19 protein-coding genes are annotated in these 23,167 nt (G+C 66.5%); 6 read left to right on the forward strand and 13 right to left on the reverse strand.

Annotated elements, in window-relative coordinates; translation table 11 throughout:
* Nucleotides 1-169: 169 nt before the first annotated feature.
* The 6 genes from WDJ57_RS10075 to WDJ57_RS10100 form a co-directional block, all read right to left on the reverse strand.
* Nucleotides 170-1,033, reverse strand: coding sequence for an ABC transporter permease (locus WDJ57_RS10075; protein WP_338906037.1), 864 nt, complete (start codon nt 1,031-1,033; stop codon nt 170-172).
* Nucleotides 1,030-1,962 (reverse strand): ABC transporter ATP-binding protein, encoded by a 933-nt coding sequence (locus tag WDJ57_RS10080; protein ID WP_338906038.1) that lies wholly within the window; start codon nt 1,960-1,962, stop codon nt 1,030-1,032. The genes WDJ57_RS10075 and WDJ57_RS10080 overlap by 4 nt, the downstream gene beginning before the upstream one ends.
* A gap of 54 nt (nt 1,963-2,016) precedes the next feature.
* Nucleotides 2,017-2,502 (reverse strand): cation:proton antiporter regulatory subunit, encoded by a 486-nt coding sequence (locus tag WDJ57_RS10085; RefSeq protein WP_338906040.1) that lies wholly within the window; start codon nt 2,500-2,502, stop codon nt 2,017-2,019.
* A 36-nt stretch (nt 2,503-2,538) separates the two neighbouring features.
* Nucleotides 2,539-3,753, reverse strand: coding sequence for a cation:proton antiporter (locus WDJ57_RS10090; RefSeq protein ID WP_338906041.1), 1,215 nt, complete (start codon nt 3,751-3,753; stop codon nt 2,539-2,541).
* A 57-nt stretch (nt 3,754-3,810) separates the two neighbouring features.
* A complete protein-coding gene (gene sepF, locus WDJ57_RS10095; RefSeq protein ID WP_338906042.1) occupies nt 3,811-4,170 on the reverse strand; it encodes a cell division protein SepF in 360 nt (119 codons plus the stop codon).
* 94 nt (nt 4,171-4,264) lie between these two features.
* Nucleotides 4,265-4,744, reverse strand: coding sequence for an RNA-binding protein (locus tag WDJ57_RS10100; protein WP_338906043.1), 480 nt, complete (start codon nt 4,742-4,744; stop codon nt 4,265-4,267).
* 140 nt (nt 4,745-4,884) lie between these two features.
* Here WDJ57_RS10100 and WDJ57_RS10105 point away from each other — a divergent pair, with 140 nt between their 5' ends.
* Both WDJ57_RS10105 and WDJ57_RS10110 read left to right on the forward strand, forming a co-directional pair.
* On the forward strand, nt 4,885-5,184 hold the full coding sequence (locus WDJ57_RS10105) for a DUF7562 family protein (RefSeq protein WP_338906044.1): 300 nt from the start codon (nt 4,885-4,887) through the stop codon (nt 5,182-5,184).
* Nucleotides 5,185-5,283: 99 nt separating this feature from the next.
* Complete coding sequence (locus WDJ57_RS10110; RefSeq protein ID WP_338906045.1) at nt 5,284-6,603, forward strand: ribonuclease R family protein; 1,320 nt, start codon at nt 5,284-5,286, stop codon at nt 6,601-6,603.
* 23 nt (nt 6,604-6,626) lie between these two features.
* Here the strand turns inward: WDJ57_RS10110 and WDJ57_RS10115 are convergent, their stop codons facing one another.
* Genes WDJ57_RS10115 through WDJ57_RS10125 form a run of 3 tightly spaced genes read right to left on the reverse strand, consistent with a single transcriptional unit; the run spans nt 6,627 to nt 12,512 of the window.
* A complete protein-coding gene (locus tag WDJ57_RS10115) occupies nt 6,627-8,435 on the reverse strand; it encodes an Ig-like domain-containing protein (protein WP_338906046.1) in 1,809 nt (602 codons plus the stop codon).
* Nucleotides 8,436-8,437: 2 nt separating this feature from the next.
* The gene (locus tag WDJ57_RS10120) at nt 8,438-10,579 is read right to left on the reverse strand and encodes a type II secretion system F family protein (RefSeq protein ID WP_338906048.1); all 2,142 of its coding nucleotides are present in this window, start codon (nt 10,577-10,579) and stop codon (nt 8,438-8,440) included.
* On the reverse strand, nt 10,563-12,512 hold the full coding sequence (locus tag WDJ57_RS10125; RefSeq protein WP_338906050.1) for a type II/IV secretion system ATPase subunit: 1,950 nt from the start codon (nt 12,510-12,512) through the stop codon (nt 10,563-10,565). Before WDJ57_RS10125 ends, WDJ57_RS10120 begins: the two co-directional genes overlap by 17 nt.
* 291 nt (nt 12,513-12,803) lie before the next feature.
* Between WDJ57_RS10125 and WDJ57_RS10130 the strand changes: the two genes are divergently transcribed.
* A complete protein-coding gene (locus WDJ57_RS10130) occupies nt 12,804-14,387 on the forward strand; it encodes a bacterio-opsin activator domain-containing protein (RefSeq protein WP_338906052.1) in 1,584 nt (527 codons plus the stop codon).
* A gap of 212 nt (nt 14,388-14,599) precedes the next feature.
* Nucleotides 14,600-16,687, forward strand: a complete 2,088-nt coding sequence (locus WDJ57_RS10135; protein WP_338906054.1) for a twin-arginine translocation signal domain-containing protein — start codon at nt 14,600-14,602, stop codon at nt 16,685-16,687.
* A gap of 7 nt (nt 16,688-16,694) precedes the next feature.
* Here WDJ57_RS10135 and WDJ57_RS10140 read toward each other — a convergent pair whose 3' ends face one another.
* Complete coding sequence (locus WDJ57_RS10140) at nt 16,695-17,417, reverse strand: alpha/beta hydrolase family protein (RefSeq protein WP_338906056.1); 723 nt, start codon at nt 17,415-17,417, stop codon at nt 16,695-16,697.
* A gap of 73 nt (nt 17,418-17,490) precedes the next feature.
* Here WDJ57_RS10140 and WDJ57_RS10145 point away from each other — a divergent pair, with 73 nt between their 5' ends.
* Nucleotides 17,491-18,174, forward strand: coding sequence for a class I SAM-dependent methyltransferase (locus WDJ57_RS10145; RefSeq protein ID WP_338906058.1), 684 nt, complete (start codon nt 17,491-17,493; stop codon nt 18,172-18,174).
* Nucleotides 18,175-18,930: 756 nt separating this feature from the next.
* On the opposite strand, the gene WDJ57_RS10150 is transcribed toward WDJ57_RS10145, so the two are convergent.
* Nucleotides 18,931-19,521, reverse strand: a complete 591-nt coding sequence (locus WDJ57_RS10150) for a 50S ribosomal protein L15e (RefSeq protein WP_338906060.1) — start codon at nt 19,519-19,521, stop codon at nt 18,931-18,933.
* A gap of 187 nt (nt 19,522-19,708) precedes the next feature.
* The gene (locus WDJ57_RS10155; protein WP_338906062.1) at nt 19,709-20,254 is read right to left on the reverse strand and encodes a SprT-like domain-containing protein; all 546 of its coding nucleotides are present in this window, start codon (nt 20,252-20,254) and stop codon (nt 19,709-19,711) included.
* A 400-nt stretch (nt 20,255-20,654) separates the two neighbouring features.
* Here WDJ57_RS10155 and WDJ57_RS10160 point away from each other — a divergent pair, with 400 nt between their 5' ends.
* Nucleotides 20,655-21,902 (forward strand): TIGR00341 family protein, encoded by a 1,248-nt coding sequence (locus WDJ57_RS10160; protein ID WP_338906064.1) that lies wholly within the window; start codon nt 20,655-20,657, stop codon nt 21,900-21,902.
* A gap of 208 nt (nt 21,903-22,110) precedes the next feature.
* Here the strand turns inward: WDJ57_RS10160 and WDJ57_RS10165 are convergent, their stop codons facing one another.
* Nucleotides 22,111-23,019 carry a serine/threonine-protein kinase RIO2 gene (locus tag WDJ57_RS10165; protein WP_338906065.1) on the reverse strand — a complete coding sequence of 303 codons (909 nt, stop codon included), beginning with the start codon at nt 23,017-23,019 and terminating at the stop codon, nt 22,111-22,113.
* Between the last annotated feature and the right edge of the window lie 148 nt (nt 23,020-23,167).

Raw genomic sequence — 23,167 nt, forward strand, 5'->3', positions numbered from 1 at the left:
CTGCCCCACCCCGCGACAGACATTTACCCCTGCGTGCCATACGTTGACATACTCCGCAGTATGTTGCGGAGCGCGGCGCGAGGGCGGCGGCGGACCCTGGCAGGAGTCCGCGGCCGTCGTGCCGGTCGGCAGGTGCCGCCGGCATCGCCTGTCATAGTTTTCGCGGCACTCACTCGACGAGGCCGTAGCCCCGGCGGAACAGCCAGACGTTGAGCGCGACGACGACCACCGTGAGCGCAGCGAGCGCCCCCAGCGCGAGGTTCACCGGCACGTCCGAATACCCCAGGAAGCCGTAGCGGACGCCGTTGACCATGTGTACCATCGGATTGAGCAGCGAGAGCGTCCGGTAGGGTTCCGGCAGGGCGTCCAGCGCGTAGAAGACGCCGCCGAAGAACACCAGCGGGCGGATGATGAACTGGTTGAGCACCGTGAGGTAGTCGAAGTCGCGCGCCCAGAGGCCGCCGATGACGCCGAAGCCCGCGAAGAGCACCGAGATGAGGACGATGAACGTGGCCAGATAGACCGGGTGCGCAATCGGCAGCGTCGTCCCCGTCGCGAGCAGGAAGCCCACGCCGACGGCGGCGATGATGGCCCCGACGAGGATGCCCCGCACCGCCGAGGCGACGAGGTACGCCGCGACCATCGCGCGATGGGAGAGCGGCGACGTGAGGACCGCCTCGATGTAGTCGTTCCAGCGGCCGTGGAAGATGGAGAAGGAGGAGTTCTCGAAGGCGTTGGAGATGGCCCCGAGGACGACCAGGCCGGGGAGGATGAAGACTATGTACTGGAAGCCGGCGATGCGGTCGATGCGACCCCCGAGGACGACGCCGAAGACGGCGAAGTACAGCACGTTCGTTATCATCGGCGGGATGAACGTGTTGCGCGGCCGGCGGACGAACCGGAGAATCTCCCGGCGCAGCAGGGTGCGAAAGCCCCGCGTGCCGGCGGTCCCCTGCGACGTGTCGGTTCCCGTCTCGACGCCGGTCCCGGTCTCTGCGGCCGTTCCCCCGTCGGTGCGGCCGTCGTCGCTCATCGCTGGACCGCCCCCTCCTGGCGGGTCATGTCGACGAAGACCTCCTCCAGGGAGGCCCGCCGGATGTCGACGTCGCTGACCTCGTGGCCGGCGTACTCCAGTTCCCGCAGGATAGCGGGGACGACCGACCCGCTGCCGCGGGCGGTCACGACGAGGCGGTCGCCGTCCATCCGGGCGTCGACGACGCCCTCGTGGTCGAACGTCGGCACGGTCCGGGGCGCGTCGACGAAGCCGACGTCGACGGTGTCGGTGCCCCGCGCCGTGAGGTCGTCCGGCGTCGCTACCTCGACCTTCCGGCCCTGGTCGATGATGGCCACGCGGTCACAGAGGCGTTCGGCCTCCTCGATGTAGTGGGTCGTCAGCAGGATGGTCGTCCCGGCCTCGTTGAGGTCCTCGATGACCGACCAGAGGTCCCGGCGCAGTTGCACGTCCACCCCGGCGGTCGGTTCGTCGAGGATGAGCAGGTCGGGGTCGGAGACGAGCGCGCGAGCGAGCATGAACCGCCGTTTCATCCCGCCGGAGAGCCAGTCGAAGCGGGTGTCGGCCTTCTCCGCGATACCGACCGTCTCCAGCGCGTCGGCGGCGCGCTCGCTGGCCTCGCGGGGGCCGAAGCCGTGGTAGCCGGCCTTGTGTTCGAGGACTTCCTCGATGGGGAAAAAGCGGTCGACGTTGTACTCCTGGGGTGCGAGACCGATGCGGTCCCGGACCGCGCGGTAGTCCTCGCGGACGTCCAGGCCGAACACCTCGGCAGTGCCGCTGTCCAGGCGCGCCAGGCCGACGAGCGTGTTGATAAAGGTCGTCTTGCCGGCCCCATTGGGCCCGAGCAGGCCGAAGAACTCGCCCTCGTCGACAGTGAAGGAGAGCCCGTCCAGCGCCTGCACGTCGCCGTAGGACTTGCGCATGTCGCGGGCGTCGATGGCCGCTGTCATTGCCCGGAGTGAACCGCCACGGGGGGTTAAGACCGTCGTACTCCCCGCGGCGTGTCAGTCCTCGCCACGGACGACGTCGGTCAGCGTGGCGTGCTCCTGGCGGGTGCCGACGGCCACCAGAATGTCCCCGCCCGCGAGTTCGAAGTCCGGTCCGGGGTTCGAGACTGTCTCGTCGCCGCGCTGGACGGCGATGACCGACGCGCCGGTCCGGTTGCGGATGTCACAGCCTTCCAGCGTCGACCCGGCGACCGGCGAGTCGTCGGGAATATCTATCCACTCGATGATGTCCTCGCCCAGCGGCACCGACAGCGACTGCGTGTCGACCGTCTCGAAGAAGGCCCCTTCCAGGATGGAGCCGAGCGTGTTCGCCTGTTCGCCGTTGAGGTCGAGAATCTTCTGCCCGTCCGCGTCCGGCCCGTCGCGGCGGAACAGTTCACAGCGCCCGTCGTGGTGCAGGACGACGACGAGGCGCTTGTCACCGGTGAGTTCCAGTTCGTACTTCTGGCCCACCCCTGGAACCTCGCTCTCGTAGACCTTCATACCGGAAGTGAGCGACGCGGCACCTTCAAGATGTGGTCAGGACCCGTCCCGCAGGGCCGGCGTCTCGCCCGGCAGCAGGTTCTCGAACGCGCCCGAGAACTGCATCAGCGTCGTGCCCAGCAGACTCATCACCAGCACGTAGCCGACGGTCGCGGCGTAGATGGTGTCGGCCGTGCCGGCCGGCAGCGTCGACCCCGCACCGGTCAGCGCGAGCGTGGCGATGATGAGCGAGAACTCCCCGCGGGTGACCATCGCCAGCCCGACCCGCAGCGAGCGGCGGTCCGAAAGGCCGTAGGCGCGCCCGCCGTAGAAGCCGCTGACGAGCTTTGCCGGCGTCGTCACCGCGACGGCGGCGAGGACGAGCAGCGCGACGTCGGGGAACAGGAACGGGTCGGTGACGAGGCCGATCCAGAAGAAGAAGACGCCGGCGAAGACGTCCCGGAGGCCGGTGAGTTCCCGCTCCAGGTCCTGGACGTGACTGGTGGCGCTGAAGGCCATCCCGACGAAGAAGGCGGCGACGGCCTCGCTGACGCCGACGGCCAGCGCCACGCCGGCGACGAGGACGGTCACCCCGACGGCGCGGACGACCAGGTACTCCGCGACGTTCGTATCGAGCAGGCGCTCGAAGACGGGACTGCCGACGGCGACGAGGGCCAGCAGGAGGACGATAAAGCCCAGCGCGATGCCGACGGACTGGGCGGCGGTGGCGAGGTCGCTGCCGCCGGCGACCAGCGCGGAGACGACGGCGAGGTAGACGGCGATGACGAGGTCCTCGAAGACCAGCGTGCCCAGCAGCGGGCCGCTCTCGGGGTTGGCAATCCAGCCGAGGTCGAGCAGCGTCTTCGTGATGATGGCCGACGAGGAGATGTAGACGACGCCCGCGGCGAGCAGGGCGGGCAGCAGCGAGCCAAAGAGGACCCAGCCGAGGCCGAACCCGACCCCGAAGTTGACGCCGAAGTCGATGAGCCCGGCCGTGCCGATGCGTCGCCGGTCGGCCAGCAGGCGCTCCAGGTTGAACTCGATGCCCAGAAAGAAGAGCAAGAAGACGATGCCCAGTTCCGCGCCGACGGAGACGAACGTGGAGTTCGACACCGACAGCGAGAGGACGCGCCCGGCGACGAACTCGTTGAGCGCGATGCCGGAGAGGATGTAGAACGGAATCGAGGAGAGCCCGAGCCGGCTGGCGGCGAGGCCGACGATGGCCAGCGCCGCGAACATCACGCCGACTTCCAGCAGGAGCGTCTTCGCCATCTGTGTACTACGCGGTCAGAGCGGTGACGCGACGGTGCGACCGGCCGTGGCGCGCGCTCACTGGCCGAGCCGTTTGCGGCTGATGCTCACGCCCGCTGGCGTGATGAGCAGCTGGTCGTCGTCCTTCTGGACGATGTCGCCGCCGACCTCGCGGGCGACCTGCTTGAGTTCGTCCGTGATGTGCTCCATCGTCCGGTCCTTGGTGGTGTGGCGCGTGATGTCCGCGACGACGATGTCGCCGTCGTAGACGGCGTCCTTGATGTCGATGACGTCGGACTTGTCGCCGATGTTCGCGATGCGGACCTGCCGGTCTGACTCGACGTCGTCGACGGCCAGGTCGCCGGCCTCCAGCTCGATGTAGTCCCCGGTCTGACGGGTGCCGCCCGAGTCACCGAGGATTTTGCTCATGAGTCCCATACCTACCGCCCCGTCTGGCAGCCGTTTAGCTCTTACGTCAGACGCGGCCGCTCGCGGCGGGCAAAGGCCGGAACCGACCGGCGCGGCGGCCGACTCAGACAGACAGTTCGAAGAGGTCGTCGCCGACGTGGTGCAGCGAGTCGACGACCCGGCCCTCGGAGCCGACCATATCGTCGCCGTCGGTCAGCGCGCGGCCGACAGCCAGGAACTTGCCGTGGCCCTCCTCGTTGATGACGAGCAGGTCGCCCTCGGCGATGTCGTCGTCGGCATCGACGATGCCGGGGCGCATCACGTCCGCGCCGTCGGAGACGAACTGGATGGCGCCGGCGTCGACGGTGACGACGTGTTTCTCCGGCGGGTACTCGTTCGCGCCCTTGACGGTGAGGAAGGGGTCCCCATCTAGGTAGAGTACCAGCGGTTCGCCGTCGACGAGGACGACCTCCCAGTCGGCGTCTTCGAGTTCGAGTTTCTCGAAGGTGTCGGCGTCGAGGTCGACCCCGAGGTTCGACGCGAGCGCGTCGCGTATCTCGTCGATAGCGTCCGAGCGGAGGTGGTGACGCGACTTGATTTCCATACGTGCCCTCTTGCCCGCCCGGGAGATAAACGACTCGCACGAGTCCCGGAACGCCGGGACGGCCGAGCGAGGGGGCGCGGCGGCGGGCGTCGAGACGGCCGGGCCAAAAAGCCAAATATGGCGCTGCCGTATCCGTGCGTATGTGGCGCTCGGGGTCGAACAGCGACGTGACCTGTATCGCGTGTGGGGCGGAGATACCGCGCTCCGACGCGCGGGAGTACGACAAGGAGGGGGACCGCTGGGGCGAGCGCGACCGCGACTTCGAATTCCTCTGCAAGCCGTGTTACCAGGACTGTTGTCACCAGCCGCGACGGGGGCTGGAAGACGACCTCGTCCGCGCCGGCGCGGGCCACGCCAATCAGGAGGAGTTCCTGGCGGCCTACCACGAGGTCATCACCGGCGACGACGCCGGCCGGGGCCGCGAGCAGGAACGGGAGTGAGCAGGGACGACCGGTCATCCGGACCCGCAGCGACCGGTGCGTTGCGGTGACGGGACCGGTGGCGACACCACTAACTACCACGTCCCCGTATCCGGCGGCATGACCGACTCCGAGCAGGCCGCAGCCGGGACACCGGAGGGCCAGGGCCCCGTGGAGATCGACGCGGAGATGGCCCGCCACATCGAGAACAAGCGCGACGAGTTGCTGGAGAAGTTCGACATCCCCGACGACTTCCCGCCGGACGTCATCGACGAGGCCGCCGAGCGCACCGACGGCGTCGACCAGCAGATTGCCGACGAACTCGACGAGCGGGAGGACCTCCGCGACATGACGACGTGGACGACCGACCCCGTCGACGCGCAGGACTTCGACGACGCCATCTCCGTCGAGGAACACGACGACGAGTACGTCCTCTGGGTCCACATCGCCGACGTGACCCACTACGTCACCCCGGAGACGGCAATGTGGGACGAGGCCGTCCGCCGGGCGAACACGGTCTACCTGCCGGGCTACACCGTCCACATGCTCCCGCCGGTGCTCGCGGAGACGGTCTGCTCGCTGGTCGCCAACGAGGACCGCCTGGCCCACACCGTCGAGATGCACCTCGACAAGGAGAATCTCTCCTACGAGACTATCGACATCTACAAATCGGTCATCCGCAGCGACGCCCGCCTGACCTACACGCAGGCCGAGAACATGCTCGACGACCCCGACAGCGCCGACGACGTGCTGGAGGACCCCTCAGTCGACCTCGCCGAGAAGTGCCAGCTGGTCTGGGAACTGGCCGATCAGATGCACGAACAGCGCAAGGAGGACGGCTCGCTCGTCCTGAACCCCCGACGGGACCGCGCGCACACCATCATCGAGGAGTGCATGCTGAAGGCGAACAAGGCCGTCACGCACGAACTCATGTGGGACCGCGGCGTCGAGGCAATGTACCGCGTCCACCCCCAGCCCAGCCCCGAGGAGTGGAACGAGGCCCTTCAGGAGATTCAGGACTTAGACGGCGTCTCCATCCCCGGCACCGGCTGGGACGACCCCCGGCAGGCCGTCAACGCGACGCTGGAGAAAGCCCCCGAGCGCCAGCTCGACAAGATTCAGTGGGCCGTGATGAAGGTGATGCCCCGCGCGAAGTACATGAACGACCCCTTCGGCGGCCACCACGCGCTGAACTTCGAGATCTACGGCCACTTCACCTCGCCCATCCGCCGGCTGTCGGACCTCATCAACCACTGGATCGTCTACACCAACGACGTGCCGGAGGACCTGGTGCAACTCTGCGACCGAGCCAGCGACCGTCAGAAGGATGCCGAGCAGTGCGAGCGGGAGTACAAGCAGTTCCTGCAGGAAGTGGGTCTGGACCCGGCGGCTGTGAACAACAGGGGGATAGAGGTCGTGGACGACGAGGAAGAGGAGTAACGGACTGGATTCTCAGCCCTCCATCACGATTCTGTGATGTTGACCGTGACGCGACCTTGTATGAGGCTAGTGAGCCAGGTGGCGTCCGTGAGTTTGAGACGGTGAAGATCATTCGACGAACCCGCGCTGTATTGCGTAATGTTGAGGATATTGGTTCCCCCAGGGCTCAGGATACCATCTGCCCCATCAGTATCCAGCGATTCCTCGAAGATGACAGAACCACTGTTGTCATAAAGAGTGACAGTGCTCTCTTCTTCGAACGTGAGTTTGTCGACCTTACAAGAGTCAACAAAATCACCGTCTTGATTGCAGTCTTCGAGGTTCACGTCAGCAGTGTAACTGTCGGTCGCATTCGATAACGAGAACGATAGTCGTAGCGTATCGACGAACTTGCACTCGGTGAAGACAGTATTGTTGCTGTTACCAGGAGTTCCCGTTTTGCACCGCTCGACAGTTACCATCTCGCCGTCGCTGAGCGTAATCGCGTTGACGCTGTCGATGCTATTCCAGCGACCGTTGGCGACGGTGAACTGTTGTGTGTTATTCTCCGTGCTCCAGTCGGACTCACCACCCTGACCCGTCCCGGTCTGGATTTGGACACCACTGCTGTCTGAGTTCACCAAGGTGAACGTGACAGTAGCGTTCTCGGGCGCCGTGGGGTCGAGGCTGGAACCGACTTCGGGACCGAAGGTCGCGTTCAGTCGGTCGGTGATGGTGGTCGTCCCGCTGAACGTCGGAGCGGTGTAGGTGACACGCACGCGGCCGTCGGCGTCGGTCTTCACCGTTTCCGGAGTGACTGACGAACGGCCATCCTGCGTCGAGATGTTGACGTTCTGACTGCTCACCGGATTGTTGAACGCGTCGCGGACCTCGAAGGTGACCTCCGTGGTGCTACCTTCGGGGACAGTCTGGCTCACACTGTCGACAGGAGTCAGGTAAACTGGCTCGGACGCCGACTCGTCGTAGCCGCTCTCGATGCCGACGCGGGCCAGGCGGAGTTCGTAGCTAACGTTCGGGTCGAGTTCGATGGTGACCGTTCCAGTGGCCGGTCCGGATGAGACGTTCGTCACGCGCCCGCCGTTGGACGCGTTCTCGTCGGCCAGGATGTCCTTCCAGTCGGCGACTGACAGGCTGGTCCCAATGGTCAGCGACATGTTGCCGGTCGGCGTCAGCGTGACGCTGCGGCTGGGCGCGCTGATCGGCACGGCCTCGACGCTGATCGAGCGGACGCTGCCGCGGTTGAAGGTACCGTCGACGGTGACCAGCGTGATGCGGTCGCCGCGGATGAAACTCCCCTGTTTGAGGACCGTGGCGACGCCGTTGGGGTTGGCGTTGTAGACGACGCCGTACTCGACGAGCGTCGTCGGGGCCGCCCGGTAGATGTTGTAGTCGGGCGTGTAGACGACCGGGCGGGTGGTGAAGTTGCGCTGGCTTCCGTCCCAGTAGTCGCCGATATCACCCGTTGCGTTCGCGTTGCTGATGTTGACCCACAGCGGGTCGCCCAGCTGGAGCGTGCCGGCCGCTGGCGTCGGGTTGAAGAAGAACAACCGGGACGGGTAGTCCGTGCCAGCCTCGACAGTGGCCGAGACGGGCGCGCCAGTCAGGCCGGCGGTCTCGATGCCGTCGGCGAGGCGGACGACGTCGTCCTGGACGCGGAGGTTGTGGTCGAACTCGAGGCGCTCGTTCTGGGCGGGGACGCCGTAGGTCTGGATGATGGAGACCCCGGCGATGACGAGTCCGAAGAGGAGGATGAAGCCGATGACCTCGGAGACGGCGCGGCCGTCCCGGTGGACCGGTGAGCGTGCGACTGTGGGAGTGGATAGGTGTTTCATGGTCAGACGATGACGAACGCGAGCACTGCCAGGACGACCAGCAGGATGCTGTACTTCAGGCCGCTGAGCAGACTGTTGTCGGCGAGTTTCCCCGCGATGAGCCCGCTGCCGATGGCCTGGACGAGCGCCGAGTGGTAGAACAGCGCCGTGTAGGTCGCGACGTCGATGCCGGCGACCGAGATGGGCGTGTCCTGCCCGGCGGGTGCCTCGACCGCCGGCGTCGCGGCGATGGGTTCGAGGTAGTTGTTCACCAGCAGGATGATGACCATCAGGTACACCAGGAAGCCGATGATGACGACCGAGGTGTAGGAGCTGAGTTCGCGGTACCGCTTGCGGTCCATCTTGTGCCGGCTGCGGGTGTCCTCGGCGGCGATGCTCAGGATTTTCGAGAGGTCACTCGACGAGCGAAGCCCGCCGCCGATGAGGCGGACGGTCCGCGAGAGCCGCGGCGTGTTGAGCCGGTTGGCACACGACCGCAGGGCTCCGGCGGTGTCGCGGTTCCACTTGATGTCGTTGCGCACCAGGCGCAGTTCCTCGCCGATGGGGCCGCTGGTCCACCGCGAGACCAGGCCGAGCGCGTCCGTGAAGGAGATGCCCATCTTGTTCGCGCTGGAGAGGATGTTGAGCGTGTCGGGGAACCGGCGGGTGATGCTCTTCTGCCGGCGCGTCTTGCGCTCGTGGAGCGCAGCCAGCGGCACGGCGGCGACGAGTACCGGGAGACAGACCAGCCAGGTCGTGGTGCGGATTGGCTGGTCGCTCAGCGCCGCGAGCGACGGCGTCGCGGTGCCGGTCAGTGCGACGGCGGCCGCGAAGACGAGCGCCAGCGGGACCGTCCCGACCAGCGACAGCATGGGCCGGCGCTGGACGGCGACGACCGGCTGGTACAGCAGGTCCCGTAGCGCCCGCTTGCGCCGGTGTTGCCGGTACCGGCGGTGGCTGTCGGCGACGCGCATCGCCGGCGTGACCACCGGGGGCGTGTACGGCTCCCGCCGAATGGCGGCGGCGGCCTTCGCACCGGCGATTCGGAGTGACTCGCCAGCGCGGCGGGCGGCGTCCCAGACGATTCGGCCGACGAGGAACCGCTCGCGGCCGTCGTGGTCGTCGGCGAGTTCGACCCGCTCCTGGACGTAGGGGGCCGAGAGGATGTCCAGTAACACGAGGAAGCCGGCGATGCCCAGCGGGAGCACCGCGTAGACGATGAGCCCGAGCTGGAACAGGGTGTTCGCGCCCATGAGGTTCATCACCAGCAGGATGACGATGATGAACAGCGGGGCGGCGACGAACCCGACGATGAAGACTTCGCTGAGCAGGGCCAGCGTCTCCAGGAACCGCTCCTGTTCGTCCTCGGCTTCGTCGAGGTAGTTCTGGGCCTCGTCCTCGAAGAAGATGGTGACGTCACCACCGGAGTCGAGGACGCTCAGCGTGTCGTCGAGGAACTGCTCCAAGTTGTCGCTGGGCGTGAGATTGCGGGCGTTCGACAGCGCCGTGTAGAGGTCGTTGCCGAACAGTTCGGTGTCCCTGACGACGGTGTCGAACTCGCGGGCCACCTCGCCGTAGGCGTCCTGGGAGCCGGCCAGTTCGCGGATGACCTCGTAGAGGTTCATCCCGCCGTGAGAGAGCGCGTACATGTAGACGATGGCGTGGGGGAGCGTGACGTTGATGGCGCGACGGCGGCGGCCGACGACCATCCGGGGGTAGTACAGCCGGCCGTACCACGTACTGACGCCGATGCCGACCGCGGCAAGCAGCGAGACGGCAGCCCCGACCACGAGCGTCCGGTTGGCGCTGACGGCGCTGCCGATGTCGCTGGGTGCGGCGACGGGACTCTGGAGGCCCGCGAGCACGCCGCTAGCCGACAGCAGGACGGTCAGGCCGACGCCCAGCAGGACGCCGAACAGGCTTCCCAGGAGCGCGAACTGGACGCTGCGGGTGAGGTACTCGTCGTAGTTGACCCCGACGCGCGCCTGGTTGAGGGTGCGCTGGAGGTCGGTGTACTTCGAGGGGCGGGACTTGAAGAACCCGCGAATCCAGCCGTAGTGGGCGCGGAGTTCGCGCTTGCGCTCGGCGTCGAGCTGGCTGGCGTCCGGGAGCCGCGCGGACGAGGAATCGGTGGTGAACCCGACCTCCTCATCGAGCGCTGCCATCGCCCTCCCCCACGAGGTCGCCGACGCCGAGGTCCGACGGGGTCAGCGTGTCGATGTCGTACTGCTGGCCCTCCAGCAGGTCGGCCTCGGTGAGCGTGCCGGCGCGGATGGCCGCCAGCAGGTCCTCGCGTTTCCGGTAGAACTGCTGGATGGCGTTGGCGACGGCGGTGTACGACGTGATGTCGTTGTCGACGAGGTAGCGCAGGACCGCCCGGCGCTGGTCGAGTTGTTCCCGGAGGTCCTCGTCGCTCCAGCCCCACTCGTCGGCGATTTCCGCGAGGACGCCGGAGTCGGCGACGCGCTCGTAGCTGTCGCTTTTGGCGTCGCGGCGGAATATCTGCCGGGTCTGGAGGGTGTCGTCGTCGCCGGCGTCGCCGATTTCCGCGACGACCTGGTTGCGGCGGACGCGCTCGTCGTCGAGGTGGGCCTGGCGCTGGACCGAGATGATGTCGAGGTCGGCGAGCATCTGCATCGGGACGTTCAGCGGCTTGTTGTTCAGCCGGGTCAGCACCGTCTCCGGGGAGTCGGCGTGGAACGTCGTGTAGGCGGTGTGGCCCGTCGACAGCGCCTGGAAGAACGTCAGCGCGACCCGCTCGTCGGTGCGTATCTCGCCGACGACGATGTACTCGGGGCGCTGGCGCAGGGCGGCCTGCAGCAGGTGGTACATGCCGATTTCGCCCTGGCCCTCGGCGCTGACCTTCCCGCGGGTGACGCTTTGAATCCAGTTGCGGTGGGGCAGGTCCACCTCACGGGTGTCCTCGATGGAGACGATTTTGCTGTTGGGCGGGATGAAGAAGGACACCGCGTTCATGCTGGAGGTCTTGCCGGAGCCAGTGCCGCCGGCGAAGACCAGCGAGCGGTTGTTCTGGATGGCCAGCCAGAAGTAGGCCATCTGCTCGACGGAGAACGTGTTCGTCCGGATGAGGTCGACCGGCGTGAACGGGATGTCGGAGAACTTCCGGATGGTGAAGTTCGACCCGCGGGTGCTGACCTCGCCGCCCAGCGTCAGTTGCATCCGTGAGCCACCGGGGAGGGTGGCGTCGACCATCGGGTTAGAGATGGTGAGTTGCTTGCCGGCCTGCTGGGCCAGGCGGAAGGCGTAGGAGTCCAGGCGACCGCGGTCGAAGACGATGTTCGTCGGGAGGTCGCGGTGCTCGCGGTGGTAGACGAACACGGGGAGGTCGTGGCCGTCACAGGAGATGTCCTCGATGGGTGAGTCCCGCATCAGCGGGTCGATAGGGCCGAAGCGGATGAAATCGCGCAGGAGGTAGTACAGGAGTTTGTGAATCGAGCCGTCGTCGACGGCACCGGCGTGGTTCTTGATGACCTCCTTGGCCTCGGACTCGAAGACGTCGCTCATCCGCTCGCGGTCGCTGACGTCGATGTCGCGGTACATCAGGCTGTTGCGGAGTTTGGTGACCAGGTCGCGGTGGACGTACCGCTCGAACCAGTCGAGGTGCGGTTCGGTGACGTGGTAGATGTGCTCGTTAGCGTCCTCGTCGTAGAGCACCGAGACGTACGCGAAGGGGGCGTTCACCCAGTGATGCTCGACCTCCTCGTACTCCTGGAGGTAGCCGAAATCGAAGAACTGGTTCTCGATGAACTCCTCCGACGGGGCCGGGGCGAACTCGCTGTCGTGGTCGCCGCTGTCGAAGTAGCCCCGGACCGTCTCGGTGACCTCCCGCGGCGTCGGGTGCTCCCACGGGACGATTGCGGTCTCCTCGGACCGGACCGGCAGGTTGTCGGCGATATCCGTCACGCCGTCGTCGTGTGGCTCGTAGACTGGCCCGATGTGGGTCGTCGAGAGCGAATCACGCTCCAGTCCCCGTGCTACGGCCGTCTCTCCCGCCGCCCGGCGTTCTCCGGCCGTCTCGAAGCGGTCGTCCTCGTCCGCCACAGCAGCTACCTTCACCCGAGAATTATCATCCCTCATACCACTCATATGATTGATTTATAAGATAATAAATATTGCTAGAAGCATTCAAGACTCTATCCACTTCTATTCGAACCGGAAAATAAGTATCCGGTGACGGTTATCTGAGAATTTTGCGGGAAAACGGGACAGCCCCCTGGAGACCCACGTAACAGTCAGGGGGCGACCGAACCATCACCGAGTGGCCGAGCGCGCCGGATACGGACGATGAAACACCCCAATTGTTTGGGGTCGCGGCCCAGCACTTTTAAACGGCGCAGGAACGTGTATGCAATCACCAAGTGCGTCTGCATGATACAGCAAAACTCGCTCGCCCATCGGACGCTGGACACGCTCCCCTTCAACATCGCCGTCATCGACGACGAGGGGACCATCCTGTTCACGAACCGGGCGTGGGACGAGTTCGCCGGGGTCGGGTCGAGTGACCGCGACGAGCTAATCGGGGTCAACTACTTCGAGTCGATGGACACCGACGGCGACGAGTACGCCGCACAGGCGCTGGAGGGGCTGTACTCGGTCATCGAGGGGGAGCGCCAGGTCTTCACGCTGGAGTACCCCTGTCACTCCCCCGAGGAGCGACGCTGGTTCCTGATGCGGGCCGCGCCGTTGCCCGACCACGACGAGGGCAGCGTCGTCATCGCACACATCGACATCACACAGCGGAAACTGGCGGAGATACGCGCCCGCGAACAGCGCCGCGAACTCGAACACCTGATGTCCCGCATCGAGGGGCTGGTGCGGGACGTGATGGAGTCGGTGTTGCACGCCAACGGCCGCGAGGAGATAGAGCAGACGGTCTGTGACCGCCTGTTCAGCGTCGAGCCCTACGTCTGTGCCTGGGTCTCGCAGGTCGACCTCCGGACGGACACGCTCACGCCGACCACCTCCGCCTGCGAGGCGTTCCCGGAGGACGGAAGCATCGAACTCGGAACGGACGACCCGGCGGTCCGGGCGGCCGAGACGGGCGAGCCACAGATAATCCAGGACACCGCGACGGTCGACCTCGCGGACATCCACACGACGACGCTGCTGGACGAACCGGGTGCCCTGGCGTCGTTCCCGCTGGTCTACGGCGAGACGAAGTACGGCGTCCTGACCGTCGCGGCCACCGAGGAGGACGCCTTCGACGACCGCGAACTGGCGGTGTTGAGCGTCCTGGCCCGCGTCGCGTCGACGGCTATCAACGCCGTCGAGGGGCGGCGCATCCTCACGACCGACAGCGTCGTCGAGATGGAGGTCGGGATGAACGACGAGGCGCTGTTCTTCGGCGACCTGTCCTCGGAGTTCGACTGCACGTTCACCTACGAGGGGTCGCTATACGAGGACGAGGGCGCGTTCGTCATGCTGTTCGTCGTCGACGGCGGCGACCCCGACGCAATCGTCGAGGCGGCGGCCGGCTACGAGGGCATCGAGTCGGTCACGCGGGTCAGCCAGGGCGACAGCAGGAGCGTCGTCGAGTTCACCGTCGACGACCCGCCAATCGTCTCCGCGCTGGCAGAGCGCGGCGTCGAGACGACTGCCATCACGGCCGACCGCGGCGAGGTGCGCATCACCCTGGAGATGCCCGCGAGCGCGGACCCGCGGGCGGTCATCGAGCAACTCTCCGAGCGGTACCCCTCGACGGACCTGCTGGCCCACCGCGAGCGCGAGCGCCCCGAACAGACCAAGCAGGAACTCGTGGCCGACATCGAGGAGCGGCTGACCGACCGCCAGCGGCTCGCGCTCCAGAAGGCCTTCCTCGGCGGCTTCTTCGACTGGCCGCGGTCTATCTCCGGCGAGGACCTGGCCGAGTCGATGGACATCTCGCCGTCGACCTACCACCAGCACCTCCGGGCGGCCGAACGGAAGGTTTTGGCGGCGTTGTTCAGGGAGTAAGGAGGTCTGAGCGGAGCGAAGACCTCCGAACGCGAACGGGGAGCGAAGCGACCCGTGAGCCGCGCGAGGTCACTTCGTTCGGCCTCGGACAGCAAGTGGCGACGGGAGAGCCGCTGTTGGCCGAAGTGACACACGGAGAGGAGACAGAGGCCGAGCCCAGAACACTCATTGTCCCGGCCGCCCGTGAGAGGGGTGTGTCGAGGGCAACGTAGATGGCGGATTCTGGTTTCGACGACCTGAGCAGGCGGGACGTGTTGAAACTGGCTGCGGGCGCGGGAGCGGTCGGTGTCGGCGGCGCGGTCGGCTGGGAGTTGCTCCAGAGCGGCCCCGACGCGCCGACCCAGGAGGTGGCCGGCGACGAGGCCAGGCGGCTGGCAGAGACCTACGCGCCGCAGTTGTACTACGACAGGTACGAGCAGTGGTTCCCGACGGACCCCCGGCCCTACGAGCGCGAGCGCGACGGGGAGACGGTCGTCGACGGCTTCGCGGCGCTGAACGACTACACGGCAGCGGCCGCGGAGGGGTCGCCGCCGGACCCGACGGTGTTCTACAACGTCGTCGAGTACGAGGACTCCCCGCTGGTGGCCGTGCAGTTCTGGCTGTACTCGGTGTTCGACCAGTTCACGACGAACTTCCACTGGCACGACTGGGAGGTGTTGCACGTCTTCCACGACCGGGAGACGGAGCGCCCGCAACTGTACGTCGCCAGCGCGCACGGCCGGTCGGTCCCGAACAACGAGTTCCTGGACCCCGACCCGTCGGCGCAGCCGCGCATCCTCTCGGAACTGGCTTCCCACTCCAGCGCGCTGTCGCTGAACGAGCGCGCCGAGAGCTTCCAGCGCGTCTCGCTGGGCGAGACCATCGCCGACATCACGAACCTCACGGTCCAGGGACTGGAGGCCGTCGGCGAGATTCCGCTGGCCTACGGCCTGCCACGCGACGAGTTCGCCGCGCTACCGTACGCGGTGCCGGAACTGGACGGGCGACCGGTCTACGAGGACGGCAGGCTGCCCGACGTGAGCGCCGCCGACCTCGTCGACGAGTCGCTGACCTTCGACGAGTACACTGACCTCGTCGCGCCGCCGTCGGGACTGCCCGGCCGCGAGACCGGGACCGTTTTCACCCACGAGGGAAGCGACGCGGACAGCGACGTGGCGTACGACCTGGTGCCGGCGGCGGCACTGGAGTACATCAGCGAGTTCACCGGGCCGCAGTTGAGCTTCGAGTTCACCGTGCCGGAGTTCGGCGAAGACCTCATCTCGGGACACATCACGACCGCGGGGACGCCGTGGAAGGACCCCCGCTACGAGAGCCCGGCCGACGACATCACGGAGCCGGTCCATCGGGCGGAACTGGCCGAGCGCTACGACGCCATCGCGCAGCCGAGCGGGCTGAGTCGCATCGTCGCGGCCGTCGGCCAGACCGTCCAGGACACCGACGCCCCCGACGGCGAGGGCGTCACGACGGAGCAGACGCCCGTCGAGACAGTCGCGTTAGTCGAGAGCGAACCCACCGCCGTCCCCTCGTTCGGCGGCGTCGTCGTCGCGCAGGGACTCCCGGAGGGCGACCATCGCCTGACGGTCAACGGAGCCGGCTACGCACCCCACAGCGAGCGCGTGACCGTCGAGACGGGCGGGGAGCCCGCCACCGCCGGCGTCGAGGGGAAGATTGCGCTGACGGAGAAACGCGAGGCCGTGAAACTCCAGGTCGACCCGGAGGGGACCGACGCCGACCTGCGGGAACTCGCCGTCGAGGACGACTTCGGCGGGCGGCTCTACGACGCGCCGCTCGACGGCCGCGACGCGGTCTACGTCGACCGGCGGGGCGCGTACACGACGGAGGTGGTCGACGACGCCGGCGAGCGCGGGGCCTTCCGGGTCAACCCGGCCGGCGAGTCCGCGGTAACAATCGACCGGCCGGACACCGGGACGGCGTCGCTGGCGTCGTACGTCGCCGACCTGACCGACGAGACGGCGAGCGAAGTCCGCGAGGCCGCGGGACTCGACGGGAGCGACACACCCCGCGGGAAACCCGACCAGACCGGCGGGGTCAGGGGACTCGCCCGCGCACTTGAGGCGGTCAGCGAGGCGACCCGGCGGGCGGCAGAGCGCGCCGCGGCCGGGGACAGGCCGGGTGCGGACCAGCGCCTGGAGACGGCCATCGCTCGCCTCGACGACGTCGCCGACAGACTCGCAGAGGCGCGAGGGGAGGTCCCGACGCCGGTCGGTAACGCGGTCGAAAAGCGCCTCGACCAGGGAACCCGCCGCGCACAGCAGGCACGCGACGCCGAGACGCTCTGAGCGGCGGTCAGGACTCCCCCGCGCCGACAGTCGCCAACCAGTCGAACAGCAGGTCCCGGAGTTGCGCTTCTGCCGGCCGCGAGAATCGGTGGCCTTCGTCGACGAACTTCTGGAGGAGGACGTCAGTCTGGAGGTGCTGTGCCGCCTCGAAACTGTCGCCGACCGGGACAGACTCGTCGGCCGCGCCGTGGAAGATAGCGACCGGCACAGAGAGATTGCCCACGACGGCATCGAATGGATACTGGTCGAAGTCGTCGAAGAACCGGCCGGCGATGCGCTGGCCGGTGTCGAACGCGTGGCTGCCCTCGCGGGCGACGCTGGCGCGGTAGCCGTCGAACGCGCGGTTGTACGTGACCGGTGCGCGGGTGGCGATAGCGGTCACGCGGTCGGCGGCGGCGGCCGCGTGGAAGGCGACTTTGCCGCCGAAACTGGAGCCGAACAGGGCGTAGCGGTCGGGGTCGAAGTGGTCGACGACGGCCCGGAGGTCGGCGAGTTTGTCCGAGAGCGTCTGGTCGACGAACGCGCCGTCGGCCTCGCCACAGCCCCGGAAGTCGAAGCGGACGGCGTTGTAGCCCGCCTCAACGGCGCGCTCGCAGCGGCCCTCGTAGCTGCCGGACTTGTCGCTGAGAAAGCCGTGACAGAAGACGAGCCAGGCGTCCGTCGGGGCCTCGTGGTGGACCGCGACGACGGACTCGTCGTCGGCCACTGGAATGCGGTGGGTGGTGGGCATTACCGGCCCTACGCACGCGGCGGTGTTGAATCATGTCGAAGCCGTTTAGCGCCTGGCCGGTCGATGGGCGGCCATGAGCGCACGCGAGGAGTTCGACGCCTGGGCGGCCGACGGCCGCGACAGAGGGATGGAGGAGCGCCACTGGCACACCGCCAAGCACGCGCTGGCGCGGCTGCCCGTCGAGGCCGGCGACACCGTGCTGGATTTGGGCACCGGGTCGGGCTACGTGCTCCGGGCGCTGCGAGACACCGCCGACATCGGGCGAGGCTACGGCCTGGACGCCTCGCCGGAGATGCTGCGCAACGCCCGGTCGTACACCGACGACCCGCAAGTCGGCTTCCTCCGCGGCGACTTCGACGCCCTGCCGCTCGCGACGGACAGCGTCGACCACGTCTTCTCGATGGAGGCGTTCTACTACGCGCCGGACCCGAAGCACACCCTCGAAGAAATCCGTCGCGTCCTCCGGCCCGGCGGGACCTTCTACTGTGCCGTGAACTACTACGAGGAGAGCGAGCACACCCACGCCTGGCAGGACAACATCTCTATCGACATGACGCTGTGGAGCGCCGCCGACTACCGCCGAGCGTTCCGCGAGGCCGGCCTGGTCGTCGCCGAACAGGACGAGATTCCCGACCGTGAGGTGGAGATTCCGCCCGCGAGCGAGTTCCCGACCGAGGAGTGGGAGACGCGCGAGGCGATGGTCGACCGCTATCGCACGCACGGCACGCTGCTGACAGTGGGCGTCGCGCCGGCGTAAAGTCTCGAAGGAGAGTGAAAAGTGGGTGCGAGGAAAGATATATCAACATATGTGTAATTAATCCAGACAGACATGACAAATCTGACTGAAAAGCAAGAATGCATTCTTGAGGCAGCGCGACGGTGGCCGAACGCGAGCAAAGAAGAAATCGCAGACCACTGTGATACGAGCAAATCCTATGTGACAGAGACACTGAATAATTTCGGCGACCCAAAAGATATCGGTGGGGGTATTTTTTGGTGAGCGTCGGTCAGAATGCCCATACAGTCAGTCGGTAATGACAGGAGATTCACGTTAACGTCTATCCCGTAGAATCGTCGTTCCGCTTTCAACCTCGCCAACTCACGGGTACCAAGGTTCTCCACCGGCCGGACGGGATCCAGGTTGTCTCAAACGAAACTGTGACCAGACGGTCTATGTCACCTCTGATCGAACTCGGGGTTTGGCGGTGGTGGCCGCGAGCGCGTTTCATCGCGCTCGCCGGGGAAGGGCAGGGCTGCCGCTGTGCGGCGCGGTTGCGGTAGTGAGAAGCCCAGCACCTGCGAGCGCTCTACCGAGCGCGAGGGGCCTCCACGCGAGCACAGCGAGCGTGGGCTCGCGGGAGCTTCGCTCCCGCGGTGTTTTTCCCCAAGTTTTTACGAGGAGTGGTCCGGTGCGCGCCGAAAGCGAGACGCGACCACCGGGAGCGTCTCGAATTGCGAACGGCGCAGCCGTGAGCAGGCGCGCCGGACACCCGACGCAGTAAAAAGTGGGGGCCTACTTACCCCGACCCTTGCCGCCGTGGACGCTGGGACGGGTGTGCTCGGTGCCCTTGCCCTTCGTGCCGAGCCCGCGGTTGCGCTGACCGGCGCTGGTCAGGCCGCGCAGGGCGCGGTTCTCGTGGGTGTCGTCGCAAATCCAGTTGAGGTCGTCGTCGTTCTGGATGGCGGGGTGCTCGGGGTCCACCAGGATGACCTCGTGCCACTTCTGGCGGCCGTCCTCGCCGACCCAGTAGCTGTTGAGGACGCGGAGGTTCGGGTACTTCCGAGCGCAGCGTTCCTCGGCGACGCGCTGGATGTTCTTCCGGCGCGTGATGCGGGTGACGCCCTGTCGCTTCGAGCGGCGGCCGGCCTTGAACCGCTGCTTTCGCGCGCCGCCCTTGCGGACGGAGACGCGGGCGACGACGATGCCCTGCTTGGCCTTGTAGCCCAGCGAGCGCGCCCGGTCCAGCCGCGTCGGGCGGTCGATGCGCTCGATGGCACCCTGGTCGCGCCAGTCCTGCTGTCGTTGCCACTGCAGTTCCGCAAGCTTGCCGTCACCGGGGTCCTTCCAGGCCTCCCGGATGTGCGAGTAGAAGCTCTCTGTCATGGTTGTGTGGCGGGCGTTGCGTGGTTCAGTCGGCGGACGCCGACCACATCCCGACCTGTGCCAGTGGGGGACGGGGCCACCGTGGCCTCGCCCGCCAGTGTTGACAGGTGCCCGCTGGTGCCCGTTCGCCAGCGAGTTGTGGGTCCTTTCCGGCAGGCGAGTAAAAACGCTTCGAACCCCGGCGCGGTCAGTCCGCTTCGGTGTTGCGCTCGACGCGAAACCGACCCCCACAGTCGCCACAGCGGTACTGCTCGGGATTGTCGACGAGCTTGGACCGGCGGTAGCGGGGGAGTTCGGCCCCGCAGTCCACGCAGCGGACCCACCACGTCGGCGGCGTGAACCGGTCGCAGTGGACGTGCGTGTCCAGGCGGTCGGCCAGTCGACGGAAGGCGGGGCCGTGGCTGGCATCGCCGGTCTCTGTGAGCAGGTGGACGTGCGCGAGTTCGTGGCGGACGGTCGCCGCCGCGGCCGACCAGCCCGCCCGCTCGAAGTGCCCCCAGGTCAGGACGACAGCCTCCGGAACCCCGTCGCGGTACCTGACCGCGCCCGCCCGGCGCTTGGCGCGCGTGCTCACCTCCCACGAGAGGTCGCCGACTGTCACCGAGAGGTCGTGTTCGTCGACCACCGCGCGGGCGTAGACCTTCGCCGCGGCGAGGAATTCGTCGCGGGAACACCCCGGAGAGACCGCGTAGCGCCGGACAGTCGGCGTCACCGCGTACTCGGTGTCGGTCATTCCGTTCGAATCGTCGGCGCCATCGCCAATGAGTGTTTGCCAGAGTGCCAATAGAACGGAACGCACAGACGCGTGCGAAGTTCCTCCACGACTGGTCGTCGTCTGGCCCCAGCCGACGTGGGCGTCGTGGGTGCCTTTCTGCTCTTGCTCACCTGGTTTTACTTCGCTGCGCTGGCGATTCTCTTCGGGGGGGTGTTGAACGCGGTCGTCTCCGGGACAGCATAGCGACGGGACGCACGCGACGAGCCGAGAATAGTTTCGAATAGCGCCCAGATCAGTCCCCAAAGAGGCGCATACGAGCCAGTTCGTCTACGACCGACGCAAACGCTATCCTTACAGCTGACCTACATGTAGTATGCGGCTTGTACAAGTTTTACTTCCCAATGGAACCCGTGAATCTGTGCTTGGAGTGCTCGACGAGGAGGGTATCGACTATGCTGTCTGGGAGGAGACCGGTCGGGGTGACTTCGAGGCTGTCCTCTCCTTTCCCATTCCAGAGAGTGGGGTCGAACCGATTCTCGAACGACTGGAGGCAGTCGGCATCAGAGACGACGCCTACACGATTGTCTTGGCGACCGAAACCGTCGTCTCCAAACGCCTCAGCCAGCTCCAGAAGCGATTTCGGGGGCTTCGAATCTCGCGCGAGGAGCTGGCGACACGGGCAGAAGACCTCGCTCCCGCCAGTTCGACGTACTTCGCGTTTCTCATCCTCAGCACCGTCATCGCAACTGCCGGGCTGTTGCTCGATTCGGCGGCGACGATCATCGGTGCGATGGTCGTCGCCCCGTTGATGGGGCCAGCAATCACGGCGAGCGTCGGGACAGTACTCGGCGACGAACGACTCGCGGCCCGTGGGGTAGCGTTGCAGATTTCCGGCCTGATACTCGCAATCGCCATCGCCGCGGTCGTGGGGTTCCTGCTCAAGGGAACGTTCCTGCTCCCACCCGACCTCGACGTCCGCACCATTTCGCAAGTTGCCGAACGAACCAGCCCAACGTTCCTCTCGCTATTTCTCGCGCTCGGGTCGGGGATTGCGGGCGCAATCAGCGTAATGCGCAGCGCCGGTTCGGCGCTCGTGGGGGTTGCAATCGCCGTTGCACTCGTCCCTCCAGCAGCCACCGCAGGACTCGGCATCGCGTGGGGATTCGAGTTGATCGCAATCGCTGCCGGGACGCTCGTGCTCGTCAACCTGCTCGCCATAAATCTCTCGGCGCTCGTTCTGTTCGCACTGGCGGGCTACAGACCGATTCCGGCCGAAGGACTCAACCAGGCAGTCATTCGATGGGACGTCCGCAAGCGTGTCATCGGCATCATCGTGGGTATCCTCTTGCTGTCGGTCGTTCTCGGGGCGGTCACTGTCGGTGAGTTCGCGACGCACGAGATCGAACTCGAAGTGCGGTCCGAAACCCAGACACTGCTCGACGAACCCGCTTACGAGGGACTGCGATACGAAGGCATCGAGAACGAGTTTCACTTCGTCCAGTACGCGGCAGGGAGGGGCTACGAGGTAGAGGTCATCGTCGGGGTGGAAGAAGGGACGGACATTCCACCAGACCTCGCACAGCAACTCGACGCTCGGCTGAGCGAGGCGACCGGACTCGACCTCTCGGTTCGAGTCGCGTTCCTGAACGAGCAGGTGTCAGACTGACGAGAAGCGGTGTATCGGCCCCGGCAGTCTGGTTCGAGACGCTCAACGCGAACTGCCCCGAGAGTGAGACGAGCGAGCCACGACTGGCCGCGCCCGAGCAGAGGTTCCAAGCCGCAATTCGATATAGCGGCATGCGATATAATTTCGGTCGAGTGTGCAGTAGCCCGCGACTCGCGATGCCAATGTAAACGCCCTGAAACAGCGAAATTTAGTCGAAGAATGTTCGGACCGTCTCGACGTCGTCGTCCGCGACCGCGTCGGCCAGCGCGTCGGTGTCGACGGCCCCGACCTGGTGGGGGTACTTGCGCTGGAAGTAGCCGACGATGTTCTCGACGTCGCGGACCAGCAGTTCGTCGGCGTTCTCGTGGTCGGTGGGGACCGACTGGGGCCAGTCGAAGACGGTGACGCCCTCGCTGTTGACGAAGACGTTGTACTCGCTCATGTCCGCGTGCACGTAGCCTTCGTCGTAGGCGGTCGCCATCTCCGCGAGCACCAGGTCGAGCACGCCGACGACCTGCGCGTCGTCGAGTTTCGCCCGCCCCAGCTCGACGCCGTCGATGCGCTCCATGATGAGCGCGTGGCGGTTGTGGTCGATGGGCTGGGGGACCGAGACGTCCGGATAGAGCGTCTCCAGGGCGTCGTACTCCCGTTCGGCGGCCTTCCGCGCGGTGTACATCCAGGAGACGTGAGCCTTGTCGGCGGTGTACTCCCGCCCCCGGTTGACCTCGCGGAAGTCGGTGTAGCCCTCCCGGTGGTACTTCAGCGCCAGCGGCTTGTAGGACTGTACCTCGTAGACGTCGCTCTCCTTGCCGACGCCCAGGGGCGCGCCCACGCCCTCGATGGTCCCCCGCTCGGCGAAGGTGTGCAGGGCGAGCGCGTCGTAGCCCTCGAAGGTGAGTTTGAACCCCTCGTACTGGATGGTCTTGCGCTCGACGAGCCCGCGGCGCTCGCAGCGGTCCAGCCGGTAGTCGACGTTCTCGGCGGTCATGTCGGCGAAGTCGGGGAGTTTCTCCCGTGCGACCCACTCCGAGAAGCGCATCCCCTGCTCGACGCCCGACAGCAGGTAGAAGTCCTCGCTCTCGAGGTCCGCCATCTCGCTGGCGACGTTTTGGACCATTAGCAGTCCGTAGTCGGCCGATTCCTAAAAGGCCAGCGCGTCCGGGGCCGCACAGGCGATAAATTATATGTCGCGATATCAAATCCCCGCTGGGAGCGCACGACGTCGGGACAGCCACGCGTCTGTCAGCCCCGGGAGGAGAGTTTAA

Source organism: Salinibaculum sp. SYNS191 (assembly GCF_037338445.1).
Classification (GTDB): domain Archaea; phylum Halobacteriota; class Halobacteria; order Halobacteriales; family Haloarculaceae; genus Salinibaculum; species Salinibaculum marinum.

What these genes read in the sequence shown, in the direction of transcription:
- WDJ57_RS10075 (WP_338906037.1), bottom strand. Translation starts at nt 1,033, where the DNA reads ATGAGCGACGACGGCCGCACCGACGGGGGAACGGCCGCAGAGACCGGG.
- WDJ57_RS10080 (WP_338906038.1), bottom strand. Translation starts at nt 1,962, where the DNA reads ATGACAGCGGCCATCGACGCCCGCGACATGCGCAAGTCCTACGGCGAC.
- WDJ57_RS10085 (WP_338906040.1), bottom strand. Translation starts at nt 2,502, where the DNA reads ATGAAGGTCTACGAGAGCGAGGTTCCAGGGGTGGGCCAGAAGTACGAA.
- WDJ57_RS10090 (WP_338906041.1), bottom strand. Translation starts at nt 3,753, where the DNA reads ATGGCGAAGACGCTCCTGCTGGAAGTCGGCGTGATGTTCGCGGCGCTG.
- sepF (WP_338906042.1), bottom strand. Translation starts at nt 4,170, where the DNA reads ATGGGACTCATGAGCAAAATCCTCGGTGACTCGGGCGGCACCCGTCAG.
- WDJ57_RS10100 (WP_338906043.1), bottom strand. Translation starts at nt 4,744, where the DNA reads ATGGAAATCAAGTCGCGTCACCACCTCCGCTCGGACGCTATCGACGAG.
- WDJ57_RS10105 (WP_338906044.1), top strand. Translation starts at nt 4,885, where the DNA reads ATGTGGCGCTCGGGGTCGAACAGCGACGTGACCTGTATCGCGTGTGGG.
- WDJ57_RS10110 (WP_338906045.1), top strand. Translation starts at nt 5,284, where the DNA reads ATGACCGACTCCGAGCAGGCCGCAGCCGGGACACCGGAGGGCCAGGGC.
- WDJ57_RS10115 (WP_338906046.1), bottom strand. Translation starts at nt 8,435, where the DNA reads ATGAAACACCTATCCACTCCCACAGTCGCACGCTCACCGGTCCACCGG.
- WDJ57_RS10120 (WP_338906048.1), bottom strand. Translation starts at nt 10,579, where the DNA reads ATGGCAGCGCTCGATGAGGAGGTCGGGTTCACCACCGATTCCTCGTCC.
- WDJ57_RS10125 (WP_338906050.1), bottom strand. Translation starts at nt 12,512, where the DNA reads ATGAGGGATGATAATTCTCGGGTGAAGGTAGCTGCTGTGGCGGACGAG.
- WDJ57_RS10130 (WP_338906052.1), top strand. Translation starts at nt 12,804, where the DNA reads ATGATACAGCAAAACTCGCTCGCCCATCGGACGCTGGACACGCTCCCC.
- WDJ57_RS10135 (WP_338906054.1), top strand. Translation starts at nt 14,600, where the DNA reads ATGGCGGATTCTGGTTTCGACGACCTGAGCAGGCGGGACGTGTTGAAA.
- WDJ57_RS10140 (WP_338906056.1), bottom strand. Translation starts at nt 17,417, where the DNA reads ATGCCCACCACCCACCGCATTCCAGTGGCCGACGACGAGTCCGTCGTC.
- WDJ57_RS10145 (WP_338906058.1), top strand. Translation starts at nt 17,491, where the DNA reads ATGAGCGCACGCGAGGAGTTCGACGCCTGGGCGGCCGACGGCCGCGAC.
- WDJ57_RS10150 (WP_338906060.1), bottom strand. Translation starts at nt 19,521, where the DNA reads ATGACAGAGAGCTTCTACTCGCACATCCGGGAGGCCTGGAAGGACCCC.
- WDJ57_RS10155 (WP_338906062.1), bottom strand. Translation starts at nt 20,254, where the DNA reads ATGACCGACACCGAGTACGCGGTGACGCCGACTGTCCGGCGCTACGCG.
- WDJ57_RS10165 (WP_338906065.1), bottom strand. Translation starts at nt 23,019, where the DNA reads ATGGTCCAAAACGTCGCCAGCGAGATGGCGGACCTCGAGAGCGAGGAC.